We start from the raw sequence: 17,338 nt of genomic DNA, 5'->3' as shown, positions 1-17,338 counted from the left end.
CCATGCCCCGTAACCCCGTCAAGCTCAGCATCGCCGTGTCCCTCCTCGTCCTCGCCTCCGCGTGCGGGACCTCCGCCGCCTCCTCCGACGCCGAGGTCGTCACCGTCTACAGCGCCGACGGCCTCAAGGGCGAGAACGGGGACGGCTGGTACGACAAGGTCTTCGCCGACTTCACGAAGCGGACCGGTATCAAGGTCGCGTACGTGGAGGGGGGTTCGGGCGAGATGGTGCAGCGTGTCGTCCGCGAGCGGAGCAACCCGCAGGCCGATGTCCTCGTCACGCTGCCGCCGTTCATCCAGCAGGCCGACGGCAAGGGCCTGTTGCAGAAGTACGCCCCTCAGGGGTCGGACACCGCGACCAGGGCGGCCGACGGGACCTGGACCTCTGTCGTCGACAACTACTTCGGGTTCGTCTACGACAAGAAGGAGTTGAGGCAGCCGCCCACGACGTGGCAGGAGCTTCTCGACGGCAAATACAAGAACAAGCTCCAGTACTCCACCCCTGGTGTCGCCGGTGACGGAACCGCCGTGCTGATCAAGGCGATGCACGACTTCGGCGGCGAGAAGCCCGCCCTGGACTACCTCGGCAGGCTCCAGGCCAACAACGTCGGCCCCTCCGCCTCCACCGGCAAGCTCGCGCCCAAGGTCGACAAGGGCGAACTCCTCGTCGCGAACGGGGATGTGCAGATGAACTACGCGCAGGCGAAGACGATGCCGAACCTGGGGATCTGGTTCCCGGCGCCGCGGGGCGCGAAGCCGACCACCTTCGCCCTCCCCTACGCGGCCGGCCTCGTCACCAAGGCCCCGCACTCCGCCAACGGCAGGAAGCTCCTCGACTTCCTGCTGAGCCGCGAGGCCCAGCAGGAGGTCAGCTCGGCCGGCGGCGGATTCAGCGCCCGCAAGGACGTGAAAGCCACGGACGCCGACGCCGCCGCGCTGGCGAAGCTGATGACCGGGGTCGAGGTCTTCACCCCGGACTGGGACGACGTCGCCGCGAACCTGTCGGCGTACGTGGAGAACTGGAAGTCGGCGACAGGCAGCTAACCGGCGCAGCACCCGTCCCGGTGCAGGATCTCCCCCACGGCGAGCCAGTCCGTCCCCGCGTGCGGGGTCGCCCGGTCCGTCTCGTCGAGCAGGTCCGCCGGGCGGTGGACGGTGCCGTCGCGCATCGTCCACGCCGTGCGGACCAGGTCGTCGAAGTCGGTGAACGGGTCGCCATCGACGGCCGTGAGGTCGGCGAGCTTGCCCGGCTCGACGGTCCCGAGGTCGTCGGCGACCCCGAACACGCGGGCCGGCACGGACGTCGCGCTGGTCAGCGCCTGGACCGGCGTGAAGCCGCCGTACCGGTGCAGGGCGCGCAGCGACAGGTGGACGTGCAGGCCGACCGGGTTGAGCGGGGCGTCCGTGCCGAGCGCGAGGGTGCCGCCCTCCTCCACGACCTCGCGGTAGATCCCCGTCTCGATGGCCAGGCCCCGGAGTTGGTCCGGCGTGGGCACGGTGCCGGCCGCGTTGCGGACGGTGGCGACGTCCCAGGGCGGCATCAGGTTCGTGACCCTCGGGTCCTGGGCGAGTCCGGGATCGACCCCCAGCATGTACAGCGCGGCGAACGGGGTGACGACCAGCGCGAACTCGCCGCTCCGGTACATCTCGTGGACGTCCTGGTAGGAGTGGCCGGTCGGGGACAGCGCCCGGCTGAACTCCTGGCGCTGGGTGGCGAGGAGGTGGGTCGTGAGGGTCTGGCCCACCTGGCGGCCGGGGGTGAGCAGGTGGCTGCCCGCCGGGACGCCCAGCTCCCGTGCCGTGCGGGCGGCTTCGGCCATCGTGGCGGCGGGGGCGCGGACGTACGTCTTCACGAAGTCGTAGTCGAGGGCCCCGGCGCGTTCGAGGCTGCGGCGCACCCCGTCCCGCGTGCCGTGGGCGCGGCCCATGCTGTACGCGACGCGGCTGCCGTCGATCAGCTCGCCGGTCGTCAGCAGGCGCGGGCCGGCCAGCGCGCCGGCGTCGACCGCCTCCTTCAACCGGGCCTGTTCGTAGGCGAATCCGCCGAGGGAGGCGGTGCTGGTGATGCCGTAGGCGAGGTTCAGGCGGGTCTGACGGCCGCCGTAGATGTTCTGGTAGGTGTGCGTGTGGGCGTCCCACAGGCCCGGCAGGACCGTCTGCCGGGACGCGTCGACGGGCCGTTCCCCGGGGCGGGCCGCGCGGTGGGGTTCGACGGAGGTGACACGGTTGCCCTCGATGACGATGTCGACGTCCTCGCGGACGCGTTCCCCGGTGCCGTCCCAGAGGCGTCCGGCGTGGACGCGGACGACGTCCGTGCGGGGCGGGAGGCGGCGGGCGGTGCGCAGCGGGACGGGGACGGTCCGGGTTCCGGTGCCGTCCACGGCGGTCAGCTTCAGTGCGGCGCCCGAGAGGTGGAGCAGCCGCCGGGAGTCGCCGGACCAGGAGGGGTGGTCGGCCGGGTCGTCGGTGAGGCGGCGCGGTTCGCCGTCGGGGGTGCCGTCCGGCCGTACCGGCAGCACCCACAGCGCGGACTCCGCGATGTACGCGAGGTGTGTGCCGTCGGGCGACCAGACGGGGCCGCTGTCGTAGCGGTCGGCGAGGGAGGCGTGCGGGCGCGGCAGGTAGGTGCGGGAGGTGCCGTCGCGGGTGTCGACGATCCGGATGACGTTGTAGCCCTCGCGGAAGCGCTGGTTGAGCCGGTTGCGGTCGCACAGCGCGAGATAGCGGCCGTCGGGCGACCAGCTCGGCCTGCCGGGCAGGCCGTTCGCGCCCAGCGGCGCGGCGAGCAGCTTCTCGGTGCCGTCGGCGAGGTCCACGACGATCAGGTTGCCGGTGATGTCGTGGCAGGCGAGCCGTGAACGGTCCGGGGCGAGCGCGGGGTTGACCCGGCCGCCCGAGGCGAGGACCGTGTCCGTGCCGTCGGCGAGGTCGAAGCGGTGGACGGCGGCGAGGCCGTCGCGGTCGTGGACGTAGACGAGGCTGCGGCCGTCGCGGCTCCACGACGGCATCTGGAGGTAGTGCGCGGGGTCGGACTCGACCAGTCTGCGCGGCTGTCCGCCGATCGGCAGGTGCCACAGGGCGCCCAGCGCGCAGAACGCGACCGAGCGGCCGTCGGGCGCGAGCACCGGGAAGTGCACGCCGCGTACGGCGCGGCGGCGGGTGGAGTCGAAGTCGCGCGGCTTGTGGGGGCGGGGTGTGCGGGTCACCCGGGTGCGCGCGGTGAACGGCACGACGGTCCTCGTGGCGCCCGTGCGGCGGACGAGCTTGCCGTCCGCGAAGTGGAGGAGCTGCCCGTCGGCCGTCCAGCTCGGCGGCTGCGGTGACACGTCCTCGTCCCCGGAGACGACCGTGCCGTCCACGACGAGCTGGGCGCTCGCCGAGTAGGCGGCGACGGTCGGCGCGCTCAGCCACACGTACGCGAGCCGTCCGTCCCGTGCGACGGCGGGCCCGAGGAGGCTGCCGCTGTCGACGGTCCGCACGACAGCGGCGGCGCCGCCCGTGGCCGGGACCGAGGCGATCGTGCGGGCGACGCCCTTCTCCGCGCGGACGAACAGGATGCGGTCGCCGTCGGGGTGCCACACCGGGTCGTAGTCCTCGGCGTCCGGTGTGGACGTCAGCCGGGTGAGGCGGCCGGTGGCGACCTCGGCCGTCCAGATGTCGTACGAGCCGCCGGTGACGTCGCTGCTGCCGCGCTCGGAGGAGAAGGCGAGGTGTCTGCCGTCCGGGGACCAGCCGGCACCCCGGTCGTCCCACGGTCCCGAGGTGAGCTGTCTGAGCCCGGAGCCGTCGGGGGCCATGGTCCACAGGTGGAAGCCGCCGCCCCGGTAGGCGCAGAAGGCGACCGTCGTGCCGTCCGGTGACCAGGCCGGGCGGGTGGGCTCCAGGGTCACGTCGGTCAGCGCCGTGGCCGTGCCGCCGGTGCCCGGGAGGGACCACAGGACGCCCTGGACCTCGATGATCAGGCGTGCGCCGTCGGGGGAGGCGGCCACGCCCGCGTTGGTGCCGGACGTGAACGACAGCGTTCTGGCGGAGGCGTCCGCCTCCGCGTCGGCGGGAGCGGCCAGGAGCAGCGCGGCCCCTGCTCCGGCGCCCGCTCCGAGGAAACCTCTGCGGCTGATGTCGTACGCGCGTCCGTCCATGCGGGTGTCCCCTTTGTGACCGTACCGGCGTCAAAGCCATGGGCATGTCAGCATTAGGCAGACAGTCATGAGATCAGACGGACAGCGCAAAGCGCACCCACGCGTGCGCCGTATGGCCGGAAAGCACCCCCCGAACAGCTCCCGGTCGAGGGCGACGTCCGCGCGGTTTCCCTCGCCTCCGAGGGGACACCCGGACCAGGTGGCGGGCCGGGCTGCGCCGGGCCGGTCCACAGGGGCTCCTGTGCCAAGATCGAGTGAGCGCGTCCGCCGCTGGACCGGGAGGTGATGGGGGTGGCCGAGGACGACGGGTACGCCGAGGAGGAACTCGACGTCGAGCGGGCCCGGGTCACGAGCGAACTCATCGCCGGGGTGCGGGGGTTGCCCGCGTCGGAGGTGCCGGAGGCGCTGTGCCGGGCGTGCGTGTCGCTGCTGCCGGTGGCCTCGGGGCTGTCGGTGTCGGTGCTCGGCGACAGCACGGACATGGGGGTCGTGCTGTGCGCGAGCGACTCGGTCGCGGCGCGGCTCGCGGAGATCCAGTACACGCTCGGCGAGGGCCCCGGCATGGAGGCGGTGCGGCTGCGGGCGCCCGTGTTCGCGACCGACCTGACGCGGCCCCCGGCCACCCGGCGCTGGCCGCTGTTCTCCGTGCAGGCCGCGAAGGCGGGCGCGGAGGCCGCGTTCTCGCTGCCGCTGGCCGGCGGGGCGGGCGCGCTCGGCACCCTCGACCTGTACCGGGAGACGTCCGGTTCGCTCAGCGACGACCACATCCGTACGGCCCTGCTGGTCGCCGACGCGGTCGCGCTCGCCGTCATCGCCCTGGACCACGCTTCTGCGCGCCGGGAAGGAGTCGTAACGTGGCTGGCGGCAGCGGAGGCGGACCGTGAGGAGGTGCACCAGGCGACCGGGATGATGATGGTACGGCTGGGCGTGAACGCCGAGGAGGCTCTCCTGCGCCTGCGGGCCCGGGCGTTCGCCGAGGGCCGCACCACCACCGAGATCGCCAGGGGCGTCATCGACGGCACGCTGGATCTCCGCGATGACTGAGACCGACCGCCCAGGAGGCGCGATGAACCGCGAGCGGCAGCTGGCGCAGGCTTTCGTGTCTCTCTCGGACACCTATGCCGCCGAGTTCGACCCCCTGCACCTCTTCCACCAGTTGGTGGACGTCTGCCGCGACCTGCTGGACGTGGACGCGGCGGCCGTCATGATCGCCGACGCGCGCGGCGGGCTGCGGACGATGGCGACGACGGACGACGCCGTCGCCTTCACCGACCTGCTGCATTTACAGAACGGCCACGGCCCGTGCGTGGAGTGCTACCGCACCGGTCGGCCGGTCGCCGTCCCGGACATCGCCGCCCTGCGGGAGCGCTGGCCGAGGGTCGCCGGGGCCATGGCCGACGCCGGGTACGCCTCCTTCCACGCGGTGCCGATGCGGCTGCACGAGCGGTCGCTGGGCGCCCTCACCCTCGTACGCGCCGCCCCGGGGCGCCTCCGCGAGGACGACGCGCTGGTCGCCCAGGCCCTCGCCGATCTCGCGACGCTGGCGCTCATGCACTGGTACGCCGAGCCGGGGCGCCCCGACGACGTCGTGACCCGGGTCCAGAGCGTCATCGCCGCGAAGGCCACGCTGGAGATCGCCAAGGGGATGGTCGCGGAGTACGCGGGCACGACGATCCGCGAGGCGGCCCGGCTCCTGGCCGCCTACGCCGACCGGCACCGGGTGCGCCTGACGGAGACGGCGCAGGCGCTGGTCGAGCGGAGCATGGAGCTGTCGACGGTGCTGGAGGGGCAGCCTCTGGGGTGAGGCGGCGGTGCCGGGGGCCGCCCGGCGGGGTCAGAGCGTCCCGCCGCCGTACCCGCTGTCGCCATACCCGTCGGGTCCGTCGTCCAGGAGGTCCCGGACTCCTCGGGGCGTCAGGGTCACCTCTTCCGGGGTGCCCGCGTCGATGACCAGCATGGGGCCCTCGGCGGGCCACTCGTGGGCGAGGGCGCCGAGGAGGATGCGGCGGTGCTGGGTGGCCTGGGGGAAGGCGTGGGTCAGGCGGTCCTGGGAGGTGAAGACCGGGACGAGTTCGGTGCCGTCGGGCTGTTCGTAGACGGGGACGGCGACCGTGACGGGCGGCTGTTCGCCGGGCGGGTCGCCGACGGGGACGAGGATCTCGCTCGCGGCGAGCGTGCGCAGTTCGGCCCGGTCCGCGTCGCCCGTGACGACCGCCCTCAGGGCGAGGCGGACGGCGGAGTCGGCGCCGTTGGGAAAGTGGTCGGTCACGGGGATCCACTCCGATTCGTGTCTGGGGGGTGCGTCGTCCCCGGGTGCCCTGGCCGGTGTCTCCCATGCCCGTGGCCGCCGCCGGGTTTGAAGGGCGCGCGGCGGGAGACCCGGCACGCGTACGCGCACCCTCCGGAGCAAGGACCATGACCATTCCCCGGCCGCCCGGCCAGCCCGACCCGACCCGCCCGGACCCGCTGCCGCCCCGCCCCGTCCCGGGGCCGGTCCCCTCTCCCCCGCCGCAGCCTCCGATGCCGGGCCCCGAGCCGCTCCCACGCCCCGGGCCGACACCGGAACCCGAGCCGGAACCCGCCCCTGCGGGGGGCTCGGCGGCTCAACTCCCTTACGGGGCAAGGGAGTACGGGTATCGCCCCATGTGAGAATCCGGTAAGTCCCTTCCTATGCCTGTGTTCCGACAATACCGACGGCATCTCCGCAACTGCTTCACACAGGCTGCGCACGGCCTGTCCAAAGGCTCGCTAGCGTTCTCGCCGTTCGGCCCCCCGTGCGAACGGAAACCTTGCCACGGCGCAACGAGCCGATGGCGCAGTCGAGTCAGGAAGGCCACGGATGGACTACTGCTCCACGTGCCGCCGTCATCTCAACGGTGCCCTGGTGTGCCCCGGGTGCGGTGCCTACGCCCCGGACATCGCCCCGCTCCCCGGCGGAGCGCCCGCACCGATCGCGTCGAGCACGGCGGCACAGGTCCAGCACGCCTTCCCCGCCGAGCCCCCGCACGACACCTCGTACGACGCCGGCCCCGCCGAGTCCGCCCACGACGCCGACACCCCGTACGACGCCGCCACCACCCCCGACGGGCGTGCCGCGCGCCGCCGTCAGCGGGAGCGGTGGCGCAAGACCCAGCGCAGGGCCCTGGTCGCCACGGCGGTCGCCCTGGTCGGCGGCGGTCTCACGGTCGCCTCGATGAACCGGCAGACCCCGGCCCGCACGCAGGCCGCGTCCGCGCCGGACCGGGAGACGATGGGGATCGCCGAGGAGGAGATCACCCCGTACACGCCGGGTACGACGGCGTCCGACGCGCAGCGGGCCACGCCCGGTACGGCGCCCGGCCGCTCCTCGGCGGCGCGCGGTACGGCCGAGGGCTCGGGGGCCACGGGCTCCGGGCACTCCGCGCCGGACGTACACACGCCGGACACGGTGCGCGGGCAGTCCGCCGCGCAGCCGCAGGGCGCCCCGGCGAACCGGCAGCAGGCCGCGCCCTCGTCGCCGGCGCCTTCCACCGGCTCGCAGGGCACCGCCACGACGCCGGGCACCTCGGGCGCGGCGACCGCGCCGACGCCCGCGCCGTCGCCGTCCGGGGGCGGCACGTCCGGGTCGGGCGCCTCGGGGTCGGGGGCTTCGACGGGTTCCGGGTCGTCGGGCTCGGGGACCTCCGGATCGGGGACCTCCGGCTCGGGAACGGCCGGATCGGGGACCTCCTCGGACGCCACCGACCCCGCCGGGCTCTGCCTGCTCGGGCTGGTCTGCATCAAGTGACCGCGGCCTGACGGTCACCAGGCCGACGATCACCCGTCGGCGGGCCCCGCACTCAGCAGGGCCCGCCGACATGTGCGCCTCCCGCATGACTCGTCGGCCGCCCTACGCGGCGCCCCCCCGTCCTCCCGGCCGGAGCCCGCCGAGCCGTGCGCGCGAGGCCGTCACTCCGTGCGGGCCCCACCGGCCCCGCACCCGTCAACTCGCCGGTGCCAGAAGCTGCGTGGCCGCCAGCCGCGCGTACAGCCGGTCCCCGGCGAGCAGTTCCTCGTGCGTCCCCACCGCCCGCACCCGCCCCGCCTCCATCACGACGATCCGGTCCGCGCGGATCACCGTCGACAGCCGATGGGCGACCACCAGGACCGTCGTCTCGCGAGCCGTCTCCTCCACCAGGTCGCGCAGGGCGAGTTCGTTGACGGCGTCGAGCTGGGACGTCGCCTCGTCCATGAGGAGCAGCCGGGGCCGGCGCAGCAGCGCCCGCGCGATGGCGACGCGTTGGCGCTCGCCGCCGGAGAGGGTCGAACCCCGGTGTCCCACGGGCGTGTCGAGGCCGTCCGGCAGCCGGTCGACGAGCCCGGTGAGCCGCGTGCGGACCAGGACGTCGCGCAGGTCGTCGTCGGTCGCGTCGGGCGCGGCGAACAGGAGGTTCTCCCGCAGGGTGCCGGCGAGGACGGGCGCGTCCTGTTCGACGTACCCGATGCTGGAGCGCAGGTGGGGCAGGGACCAGTCCCGTACGTCGGTGCCGTCGACGAGGACGCGGCCAGTGTCCGCCTCGTAGAACCGTTCCAGCAGCGCGAACACCGTCGACTTGCCGGCGCCGGAGGGTCCGACGAAGGCGGTGAGGCCGGTGGCCGGGACGTCGAAGGCGACCTTGTCGTGGACCGGCGGCAGGCCGGGCCCGTACCGGAAGGAGACGTCCTCGAAGCGGACCGGCGCGGCCGGCGTGACGGCGGGCGGGGTGTTCGCCGGGGGCTCACCGGGTTCGACGGCGAGGCGTTCGGCCTGCGTGATCCGGGAGATCGCGGCGGCCCCCTCCTGGTACTGGGTGACGGCGTCGACCAGCCGGGACACCGGGTCGATCAGGTAGAAGAGGTACAGCAGGAACGCCATCAGCGTCGACACGGGGATCGCCCCGGACGCGACCCGCAGCCCGCCGACGCCGAGCACCGCGAGGAACGACAGCTGCACGGCGAGCCCGACCGAGGCGTCGGCCGCGGACGACCACTTCGCGGTGCGGACGCCGTGCTGCCAGGCCCGCCGTACGGCCGTCTCCGCGCGGGCGGTCTCGCGCTCCTCGGCGCCGGACGCCTTGATGGTGCGGTAGGCGCCGAAGGCCCGCTCCAGGACGGTGGAGATCTCCCCCACCGACTCCTGGGCGCGTTCGGTGGCCCGCGCGATCCTCGGCATGACGAGGGCGACGGCGCCGCCGATCACCGCGAGCACGCCGAGGGTCACGCCCAGCAGGACGGCGTCGAGGGCCGCCATCAGGGCGAGCGCGGCGACGAACGCGACGGAGCCGGTGGCCGCCGAGACGACCGCGTGGGTGGTGACGGCCCGCAGCAGTGTCGTGTCGGAGGTGACCCGGGACATGAGGTCGCCCGGCGGGACGCGTTCCACCTCCACGAGCCGCAGCCGCAGCAGCCGTCCGACGAGGGAGCGGCGTGCCGCGAGGACGACCGACTCGGCCGTCCGCTCCAGGACGTACCCGCCGAGCGCCTCGGCCGCCGTGCCGAGCAGGACGAGCGCGGTCAGCGCGGCCAGGATCGCGGCGACGCTCTCGCCCGCCGACAGCCGGTCCAGGAGCGCCTTGGTGGCGAGGGGCTGCGCGAGCCCGCCCGCCGCGCCGAGCAGCGCGAGGAGCAGGCCGAGCGCGACGGCCCACCGGTGCGGGCGTACGTACGCGCGCAGCGCCTTGAAGGTCTCCCGTGCGGGCGGTCTCTCCGCCATGGCCTCGGGTCCGACGCCGCTCATCCGCCTGCTCCTCGCTCTTTCGGTCCGACCCTCCCATCTCAGCGTGTCGCGGGCCGTCGATCATCCCCCGGCCAGGGGGAACACCCCCGCCGACCGGTGGGGAGGCGGTCAAAGCGCGGTGAACGTCCAGAGCAGGTTGGTGCTGGTGCCGTACGTCCACTGCTTGGTGGCCGAGCCGGAGGGGACCGCGCCGCCGCCGTCGAGGACGAGGCCGGTGGCGCGGTTGGCGATGGAGTGACGGCCGTCGCCCCGGTGGACGATCTTCCACTGCTGGGTTGCGGAGCCGTTCCAGGCCGACTGCCGGGCGGCCGAGCCGTCGGCGGTGGCGCCCCCGCCGTCGACGACCATGCCGTTGGCGCGGTTGACCAGCTTGTACCAGCCGTCCTCGGCCTCGACGGCCTGCCACTGGAGGTTCGGGCTGCCGTCCCACGTCCACTGCTTGAGCCCGGAGCCGGGGGCGACGTCGCCGCCGCTGTCGAGGGCGAGTCCGCTGGTGACGTTGGTGATCCTGAGGTGGGCCGACGGGACGAACCGGACCTTCAGGGAGCCGGCGCGCAGGCCGGAGGTGTCGGTGGTGACGGTCTGCGCGGCTCCCGTGAAGTCGTCCCCGGCGTAGCCGGTCAGCTGGAAGCCGGGGGCCAGGCGTACGGAGGTGAGGTCGCGGGGGCGCAGCCCGGCCGCCGTCAGGGCCTGCGCCGGGTAGTCGCCGACGGGCAGGGCTGCGGCGGCCCGGCCCTGGTGGGCGACGGCGCCGGAGAGCGGGCGCAGGGCGGGGATCGGGCCGGAGAAGGTGAGCTTGAGGACGTAGGCGCCCGCGCTGTAGGGGGCGGTGGCGGGCAGGGTGACGCGCAGTCCGGTGGGGTCCTGCGTCGGGGCGGGCAGGTCGAGGTAGGTGCCGGCGTCGGTGCCGAGGAGCTGGGTGGAGGCCAGCGTCGAGAGGTCGATGCGGTCGGCGCCGAGTGTGGTGATCGTGAGGGAGTCGCCGGGCCAGCCGAGGACGGTCGCGTACAGGACGCGGCTCGCCTTGTCGCGGGTGAAGCGGATGTCCTGCGGGGTTCCGGCGTGCGGCCGGGTGAAGGAGCCGCCGCCCATCTTGGTGGGGCCCTCGCCGTACGCGGTCCACGCGCGGGTCGCGTACACGGACTCGCCGAAGCGGCGCAGGTGGTCGCCGATGCCGAGCAGGATGTCCCGCTGGGCCTGCGGGATCGTGCCGTCGGACAGGGGCGCGATGTTCAGCAGGACGTTGCCGTTCTTGCTGACCCGGTCGAGGAAGGAGTGGAGCATCTCCTGGACGGTGTAGTAGCCGATGCCTTCGGTGTAGCACCAGCTGCTGCTGGAGATGCTGTCGTCGGTGAGCCAGTAGGGGGCGGTGAGGTCGGCGGGGCCGCCGCGTTCGAAGTCGAAGACCTCGCCCTTGCCGTTCATGCCGTCCTTGTAGGTGGCGACGACCTCCTGGCCCCGCGCCTCGGCCTGGTTGTAGTAGTAGGCGAGGAAGTTGAGGCGCTGGGTCTCGTCGACGGCCGTCAGGTTGAAGTCCTGCCAGAGGATGTCCGGGTGGGCCCGGTCGACGACTTCCTTGAGCTTGTCGAACCAGAGCTGGTTCTCGGCGGCCGGTCCGAGCTGGCCGTAGAACTTGCGCAGACTCGCGTCGCTCTGCGGGGGGACGTTCTCGTAGTAGCCGGTGAAGTTGTAGGCGTGGTGCATCGCGACCAGGAGTTTGAGGCCCTGGGCGCGTACGGCGTCCGAGAAGATCCGCAGGAGGTCGAGGCCGGGGCCTTGGTCCACCGAGTTCCATTCGTTGACCTGGCTGTCCCACATGGAGAACCCGTCGTGGTGCTCGGCGACCGGCCCGGCGAAGCGGGCACCCGCTTCGGCGAAGAGCCGCGCCCACTCCGCGGGGTCGAACGTCCCGCCCGCCGAGGTGAGTCTCGGCGCGAACTGCACGGGCCGGCCCGCCGCGTCGTGGTCGCCGGTGACGAAGTGGTGGTAGGGCCAGGCCGCGGGTTCGCCGTAGGTGGCGACGTGGTGGCGGTTGGCGCGGCTGCCGGTCTCGTACATGTTGCGCGGGTACCACTCGTTGTCGTACGCGGGGACGCTGAAGGCGCCCCAGTGGAAGTAGATCCCGAACTTCGCGTCCCGGAACCACTCCGGGGCCGCCGGGTGGCGGTCGACCGAGTCCCAGTCGGGGGTGTACCGCCTCGGCGCGGCCTGCGCGGTGCCGGGAGCGAACACTCCGCCCGCCACCGCGGCGGCGGCCACGCAGGTGGAACCGGCCAGGAAGCGGCGCCTGTTGAACGAGTTCGACATGTGTACATCCCTGTTCCTGGGGTCTGTTACGCACGAAGGTCGGTCCTGGGGCGGGGGCGTGTCAACGGGTGTGAAGGGATGAATCAGCGTCGCCAGACGGCGAGTTGGGGGCTTTTCTCAGGTTTTCGGCCATCATGGAACGTGGCAGACATCGCATGTTTGACGGCACTATCATCGGGCGAGCGGATCAACGGGAGGGAAGCGGCATGTCGCTGACGGACAGGGCCATCGCGCAGATCCGCGAGCTGATCCGGACGGGCGCGCTGCCCCCCGGTTCGAAGCTCCCGCCGGAACCCGACCTCGCCGCCCAGCTCGGCCTCTCCCGCAACCTCGCCCGCGAGGCCGTCAAGGCGCTGGCCGTGGCCCGGGTCCTGGAGGTCCGCCGGGGCGACGGCACGTACGTCACCAGCCTCCAGCCGAGCCTCCTCCTGGAGGGTCTCGGCGGCGCGGTCGAGCTGCTCCAGGGCGACTCGGCGGCGCTGAAGGACTTCATGGAGGTGCGCCGCCTCCTGGAGCCGGCGGCGACCGCGCTCGCGGCGACCCGCATCTCGGACCCGCAGCTCGCCGAGGTGAAGCGGCACCTGGAGGCGATGCGGGAGGCCCGCGACGACGTCGAGCGCCTCAACGCGCACGACGCGGCCTTCCACCGCGCGGTCGTCACCGCCACCGGCAACGACACGCTCCTCACCCTCCTGGAGGGCATCTCCGGCCGCACCCTGCGGGCGCGCATCTGGCGCGGCCTGGTCGACGACCGGGCCTCGGGCCGCACCCTCGCCGAGCACGAGGCGATCTACGCCGCGCTGGCCACCCGCGACGCCGGGCTCAGCCAGGCCGCCGCGCTGCTGCACGTGAGCAACACCGAGCAGTGGCTGAGGGAGCATCTGCGCGCGCACGCCTGAGGCCCCGCGGGGCGAATTCCGTTCGACTTCCGTTCGACGGGGTGACAGGGGCGGCGGGGGCCCCTATAGTCCCGATCCATACGCCATGGGAGCGCTCCCACCAGGTGCGGAGGCGGGGGTTCCCAGGACCGGCGTCCTCGATTCCGGCCGTACCTCCGAAAGAGGCCCCGCATGCGACCGTCCCCGCACTTCCCCCGCTCCCTGCTCGGCGCGCTGGTGACCGCGCTGGCCACCGTCGCCGCGCTCTTCACCGTGACCCCTCCGGCGCAGGCCGACACCGTGCTGTGCGACCAGTTCGCGAGCACCACGATCCAGGGGCGCTACGTCGTCCAGAACAACCGGTGGGGCACGTCCCAGACGCAGTGCGTCACCTCCACCGACTCCGGGTTCCGGGTGACCCGGGCCGACGGCTCGGTGCCGACGAACGGGGCGCCGAAGTCGTACCCGTCCGTCTTCAACGGCTGCCACTACACGAACTGTTCGCCCGGGACCAACCTGCCCGCGCAGCTGTCCGGGATCTCCAGCGCGCCGAGCAGCATCTCGTACGGGTTCGTCTCCGACGCCGTCTACAACGCGTCGTACGACATCTGGCTCGACCCGACGCCGCGCAAGGACGGGGTGAACCGGACGGAGATCATGATCTGGTTCAACCGGGTCGGGCCGGTCCAGCCGATCGGGTCGCCGGTCGGCAACGTGACGGTGGGCGGCCGGAGCTGGCAGATGTGGCAGGGCGGCAACGGCACGAACGACGTGCTGTCGTTCGTCGCGCCGTCGGCCATCGGCAGCTGGAGCTTCGACGTCATGGACTTCGTACGGCAGACCGTCGCGCGCGGGCTGGCCCAGAACAACTGGTACCTGACGAGTGTCCAGGCCGGGTTCGAGCCGTGGCAGAACGGGACGGGTCTCGCCGTCAACTCCTTCTCCTCCAGCGTGAACACGGGCACCGGGCCGGGCAGTCCCGGTGGCGGGACGGCCTGTTCGGTGACGTACGCGACCAACGTGTGGGCGGGCGGGTTCACGGCCAACGTGACGGTGGGCAACACGGGTTCGGCGCCGGTCAGCGACTGGCGGCTGGCGTTCGCGCTGCCGTCGGGGCAGCAGATCACCAGCGCGTGGAACGCGTCCGTGTCGCCGTCCTCGGGGCAGGTGACGGCGGCGCCGGTCGCGCACAACGCGAGCATCGCGCCGGGCGGCACGCAGTCGTTCGGGTTCCAGGGCACCTACAGCGGGGCGTTCGCCGCGCCGTCGGGGTTCAGCCTGAACGGGACCGCCTGCGCGTCCGCGTGACCTGACGGGTGGCGTCGGGGTGATGTTGTGAGAAATCTGTGCGTCGCCGGAACCGAACGGTGGATCTTGTGCCTCTTGTGGGGTGTCTCCCCACCGCCGATCATCACCGACGAGACAAGGAACCACGTTGTCGCACGCACGACGGCTCATCACCGGCGCCACCCTGATCGCCGCTCTCACCACCGGGGTCCTGCCCGCCACCAGCGCGTACGCCGCGCCGGCCCCGACCGTTCCCACCGCCGACATGGAGGGCGTGGAGACCGCCCTCAAGGCGGCCATGGCCCAGGGCGCGCCCGGCGCGATGGCCCGCTACGTCGGCCCGTACGGCGCGCAGGTGCGCACCGTCGGCGTCCGTGACCGGGAGACCGGCGCGCCCATGGACATCCACGCGCGCTTCCGCATCGGCAGTGTCAGCAAGACGTTCTCCAGCGTGGTCCTGCTCCAGCTCGTCGAGGAGGGCAGGCTGACGCTGGACGCGCCGGTCGACCAGTACCTTCCCGGCCTGCTGCCGGACGACCGGATCACCGTGCGCCACCTGCTGACGCACCGCAGCGGTCTCGCGGACTACACGGACGACATGTTCGAGCACACCGTCCCGGGCTTCGAGTCGGTCCGCAACCGGGTGTTCAGCTACCAGGAGCTGCTGAACCTGTCGCTGGCCCTGCCCCGCACCACGGAGCCGGGGGTGGCCTACCGGTACTCCAACACCAACTTCGTGGTCGTCGGGATGCTCATCGAGAAGCTGACGGGGACGCCGGTCGCCGAGCAGTACGAGCGGCGGATCTTCAAGCCGCTGGGGCTGCGCGACACGCTGTACATCCACCCCGCGACGAAGATCCCCGGCTTCCACGTGCGCGGGTACCTGCACCCGGACGAGGCGGGCGCGCCGCTGGTCGACTCGACGGAGCAGACGGTGTCGTGGGCGCAGTCGGCCGGGGCGGTCATCTCCAGCCCGGCCGACCTGAACACGTTCACGACGGCGCTGATGCGGGGCCGGCTGCTGTCGCCCGCGATGCTGGAGGCGATGCGGACGGTCACGCCGACCGACACGACCAACACGCGCTTCTACGGGCTGGGGCTGCGGCGGTACGACCTGACCTGCGGGGTCCAGGTGTTCGGGCACACCGGGACCGTGCAGGGGTTCTACACGTACACGTTCGCGACGAAGGACGGGAAGCGGGCGCTGTCGGCGATGGCGAACACGTCGAACAAGGGGTCCGCGAACACGGCGCTGGGCGGGACGCTGGAGGCGGCGTTCTGCGGGAAGAAGACGCCGGCGAAGTTCAAGGCGGCTGATGTGGACATCGCAGAGCAGCGCTGAGTCCCGGCGGGGCCCCGCTTCCGGTCTTCGGGCCGGGGCGGGGCCTTCGCCGTTCCCGGGCGCCCCTTGGCCATGACCGTTAATTATTATTTAATACCGCGCGTGCCTCCCACCGACTTCACCGCCCGCCTGGCCCGCGACCGCCTCGCCGCGATCGTGCGCGGCCGTTCGGCGGACGCCGCGCTGCGTACCGTCCTCACCCTCGTCGAGGAGGGCATCGGCCTCGTCGAGGTCTCCCTCAACACCGCGGACGCGTACGAGGTGATCGCGCGGGCCGTCCGGACGGCGGGCGGCGACGCCCTGATCGGCGCGGGCACCGTCGTCACCCGGGAGCAGCTGCTGCGCGCCCGGGACGCGGGCGCCTCCTGGATCGTCACGCCGGTCCTGAGCGAGGGCGTGCACGCCGCCGTGGCGGAGGAACTCCCCGTCCTCGCGGGCGCGTCGACGCCGACGGAGGCGTACGCCGCGATGGCGGCCGGGGCCAGCGCGGTGAAGCTGTTCCCCGCCTCGCTGGGCGGCCCGGCCCAGCTGCGGGCCCTCAAGGACCCGTTCCCCGACATGCCGGTCGTCCCGGTCGGCGGCGTCGACGCCGATTCCGTACCGGAGTGGTTCGCGGCCGGGGCCCTCGCGGTCGGGGTCGGCTCGCCTCTCGTCGGGGACGCGGCGCACGGCGGCGACCTGGACCGACTCCGGGCGCGTGTACGGCGGTTCCGCGAGGTGACGTCATGAGCGCCGACGTCCTGACCTTCGGCGAGACGATGGTGTCGCTCCAGGCCGAGGGCGCGCTGACCGTGGGCGCCGCCGCCCGGACGTCGGTCGCCGGGGCCGAGTCGAACGTCGCCGTGGGGCTCGCCCGGCTCGGTCACCGCGTCTCCTGGGCGGGCCGGCTGGGCGCGGACGAACCGGCCCGGGTGATCCTGCGGGCGCTGCGCGGTGAGGGCGTCGACGTCCGGCACGCCACGACCGACCCCGAGGCGCCGACGGGGGCCATGCTGCGTGAGCGTCTCGTGGGCGACGTGAGCCGCGTGCACTACTGGCGCACCGGGTCCGCCGCCTCCCGGCAGCGGCCGGCGCACCTCGCCCCCGCCCTGGCGGACGGGGCGCGGCTGCTGCACGTCACCGGCATCACCTGCGCGATCGGGGCGGGCGACGCGGTGACGGCGGCCGTCGAGCACGCCCGCGCGTACGGCTGGACGGTCGTCCTGGACGTCAACCACCGTGCGCGGCTGTGGAGCCGGGACGCGGCGGCCCAGTGCCTGCGCCGGCTGCGCGGGCAGGTGGACGTCCTGGTCGCCTCGGACGACGAACTGCCCCTGGTCGCGGACGGCATCGGCGAGCTGCTGGCCGGCGGGGTGCGGGAGGTGGTCGTCAAGCGGGGCGGCGACGGGGCCGACCTGTACCCGGCCGCCGGTGGCCGCCTGCACCAGCCCGCGCTCGCCGTACCGGTGGCGGACACCGTCGGGGCCGGGGACGCGTTCTGCGCGGGGTATCTCTCCGGGCTGCTGGACGGGCTGGCTCCGGGTGCGCGGCTGCGTCGGGCGGCCGTCGTCGGGGCGTTCGCGGTGGCCTCGCGCGGGGACTGGGAAGGGCTGCCGCACCGGGACGAACTCGCCCTGCTGGACGCGCCGTCCGGCAGCGCGATCCGCTGAAGG

At 73.4% G+C, this 17,338-nt stretch carries 13 protein-coding genes; 9 read left to right on the top strand and 4 right to left on the bottom strand.

The features are described 5' to 3' along the window. Positions 1–2: 2 nt before the first annotated feature. The gene (locus PV682_RS17880; protein WP_319730886.1) at positions 3–1,043 is read left to right on the top strand and encodes a 2-aminoethylphosphonate ABC transporter substrate-binding protein; all 1,041 of its coding nucleotides are present in this window, start codon (positions 3–5) and stop codon (positions 1,041–1,043) included. Here the strand turns inward: PV682_RS17880 and PV682_RS17875 are convergent. Next, positions 1,040–4,138 (bottom strand): amidohydrolase family protein, encoded by a 3,099-nt coding sequence (locus tag PV682_RS17875; protein WP_319730884.1) that lies wholly within the window; start codon positions 4,136–4,138, stop codon positions 1,040–1,042. The two genes, PV682_RS17880 and PV682_RS17875, sit on opposite strands and share 4 nt — an antisense overlap. Positions 4,139–4,429: 291 nt before the next feature. Between PV682_RS17875 and PV682_RS17870 the strand changes: the two genes are divergently transcribed. Both PV682_RS17870 and PV682_RS17865 read left to right on the top strand, forming a co-directional pair. After that, the gene (locus PV682_RS17870; protein ID WP_407705699.1) at positions 4,430–5,182 is read left to right on the top strand and encodes a GAF and ANTAR domain-containing protein; all 753 of its coding nucleotides are present in this window, start codon (positions 4,430–4,432) and stop codon (positions 5,180–5,182) included. Then, the gene (locus tag PV682_RS17865; RefSeq protein ID WP_319730881.1) at positions 5,175–5,942 is read left to right on the top strand and encodes a GAF and ANTAR domain-containing protein; all 768 of its coding nucleotides are present in this window, start codon (positions 5,175–5,177) and stop codon (positions 5,940–5,942) included. The genes PV682_RS17870 and PV682_RS17865 overlap by 8 nt, the downstream gene beginning before the upstream one ends. A gap of 30 nt (positions 5,943–5,972) precedes the next feature. On the opposite strand, the gene PV682_RS17860 is transcribed toward PV682_RS17865, so the two are convergent. Continuing rightward, positions 5,973–6,407 carry an SseB family protein gene (locus tag PV682_RS17860; protein WP_319730879.1) on the bottom strand — a complete coding sequence of 145 codons (435 nt, stop codon included), beginning with the start codon at positions 6,405–6,407 and terminating at the stop codon, positions 5,973–5,975. Positions 6,408–6,977: 570 nt separating this feature from the next. Between PV682_RS17860 and PV682_RS17855 the strand changes: the two genes are divergently transcribed. Continuing rightward, a complete protein-coding gene (locus PV682_RS17855; protein ID WP_319730877.1) occupies positions 6,978–7,904 on the top strand; it encodes an SCO2400 family protein in 927 nt (308 codons plus the stop codon). A 195-nt stretch (positions 7,905–8,099) separates the two neighbouring features. Here the strand turns inward: PV682_RS17855 and PV682_RS17850 are convergent, their stop codons facing one another. Both PV682_RS17850 and PV682_RS17845 read right to left on the bottom strand, forming a co-directional pair. Further along, complete coding sequence (locus PV682_RS17850) at positions 8,100–9,872, bottom strand: ABC transporter ATP-binding protein (RefSeq protein WP_319730875.1); 1,773 nt, start codon at positions 9,870–9,872, stop codon at positions 8,100–8,102. A 108-nt stretch (positions 9,873–9,980) separates the two neighbouring features. Continuing rightward, positions 9,981–12,179 carry an alpha-L-fucosidase gene (locus tag PV682_RS17845; protein ID WP_319730873.1) on the bottom strand — a complete coding sequence of 733 codons (2,199 nt, stop codon included), beginning with the start codon at positions 12,177–12,179 and terminating at the stop codon, positions 9,981–9,983. A 206-nt stretch (positions 12,180–12,385) separates the two neighbouring features. Between PV682_RS17845 and PV682_RS17840 the strand changes: the two genes are divergently transcribed. From PV682_RS17840 to PV682_RS17820, 5 genes are all read left to right on the top strand, one after another. After that, positions 12,386–13,078 (top strand): FadR/GntR family transcriptional regulator, encoded by a 693-nt coding sequence (locus PV682_RS17840; RefSeq protein WP_319730871.1) that lies wholly within the window; start codon positions 12,386–12,388, stop codon positions 13,076–13,078. Positions 13,079–13,249: 171 nt separating this feature from the next. Beyond that, a complete protein-coding gene (locus PV682_RS17835) occupies positions 13,250–14,365 on the top strand; it encodes a GH12 family glycosyl hydrolase domain-containing protein (RefSeq protein WP_319730869.1) in 1,116 nt (371 codons plus the stop codon). Between the two features lie 127 nt (positions 14,366–14,492). Then, entirely contained in the window at positions 14,493–15,686 is a 1,194-nt protein-coding gene (locus tag PV682_RS17830) for a serine hydrolase domain-containing protein (RefSeq protein WP_319730867.1), read from the top strand. A gap of 72 nt (positions 15,687–15,758) precedes the next feature. Next, positions 15,759–16,415: a bifunctional 4-hydroxy-2-oxoglutarate aldolase/2-dehydro-3-deoxy-phosphogluconate aldolase gene (locus PV682_RS17825; RefSeq protein WP_319730865.1), complete on the top strand. Its 657-nt coding sequence runs from the start codon at positions 15,759–15,761 to the stop codon at positions 16,413–16,415. After that, complete coding sequence (locus tag PV682_RS17820; protein WP_319730862.1) at positions 16,412–17,335, top strand: sugar kinase; 924 nt, start codon at positions 16,412–16,414, stop codon at positions 17,333–17,335. Before PV682_RS17825 ends, PV682_RS17820 begins: the two co-directional genes overlap by 4 nt. Positions 17,336–17,338: the final 3 nt, after the last annotated feature.

Origin of the sequence: Streptomyces niveiscabiei, from assembly GCF_033794345.1 — a bacterium.
GTDB lineage: Bacteria > Actinomycetota > Actinomycetes > Streptomycetales > Streptomycetaceae > Streptomyces > Streptomyces niveiscabiei.
The sequence above is the reverse complement of the archived record's forward strand: the minus strand, read 5'-3'. Positions and strand labels throughout refer to the sequence as shown.

Bases quoted from the DNA above. Each gene is read 5' to 3' on its own strand.
- PV682_RS17835 (WP_319730869.1), top strand. From the start codon at position 13,250: ATGCGACCGTCCCCGCACTTCCCCCGCTCCCTGCTCGGCGCGCTGGTG.
- PV682_RS17820 (WP_319730862.1), top strand. From the start codon at position 16,412: ATGAGCGCCGACGTCCTGACCTTCGGCGAGACGATGGTGTCGCTCCAG.
- PV682_RS17855 (WP_319730877.1), top strand. From the start codon at position 6,978: ATGGACTACTGCTCCACGTGCCGCCGTCATCTCAACGGTGCCCTGGTG.
- PV682_RS17840 (WP_319730871.1), top strand. From the start codon at position 12,386: ATGTCGCTGACGGACAGGGCCATCGCGCAGATCCGCGAGCTGATCCGG.
- PV682_RS17850 (WP_319730875.1), bottom strand. From the start codon at position 9,872: ATGAGCGGCGTCGGACCCGAGGCCATGGCGGAGAGACCGCCCGCACGG.
- PV682_RS17825 (WP_319730865.1), top strand. From the start codon at position 15,759: ATGACCGTTAATTATTATTTAATACCGCGCGTGCCTCCCACCGACTTC.
- PV682_RS17880 (WP_319730886.1), top strand. From the start codon at position 3: ATGCCCCGTAACCCCGTCAAGCTCAGCATCGCCGTGTCCCTCCTCGTC.
- PV682_RS17875 (WP_319730884.1), bottom strand. From the start codon at position 4,138: ATGGACGGACGCGCGTACGACATCAGCCGCAGAGGTTTCCTCGGAGCG.
- PV682_RS17845 (WP_319730873.1), bottom strand. From the start codon at position 12,179: ATGTCGAACTCGTTCAACAGGCGCCGCTTCCTGGCCGGTTCCACCTGC.
- PV682_RS17865 (WP_319730881.1), top strand. From the start codon at position 5,175: ATGACTGAGACCGACCGCCCAGGAGGCGCGATGAACCGCGAGCGGCAG.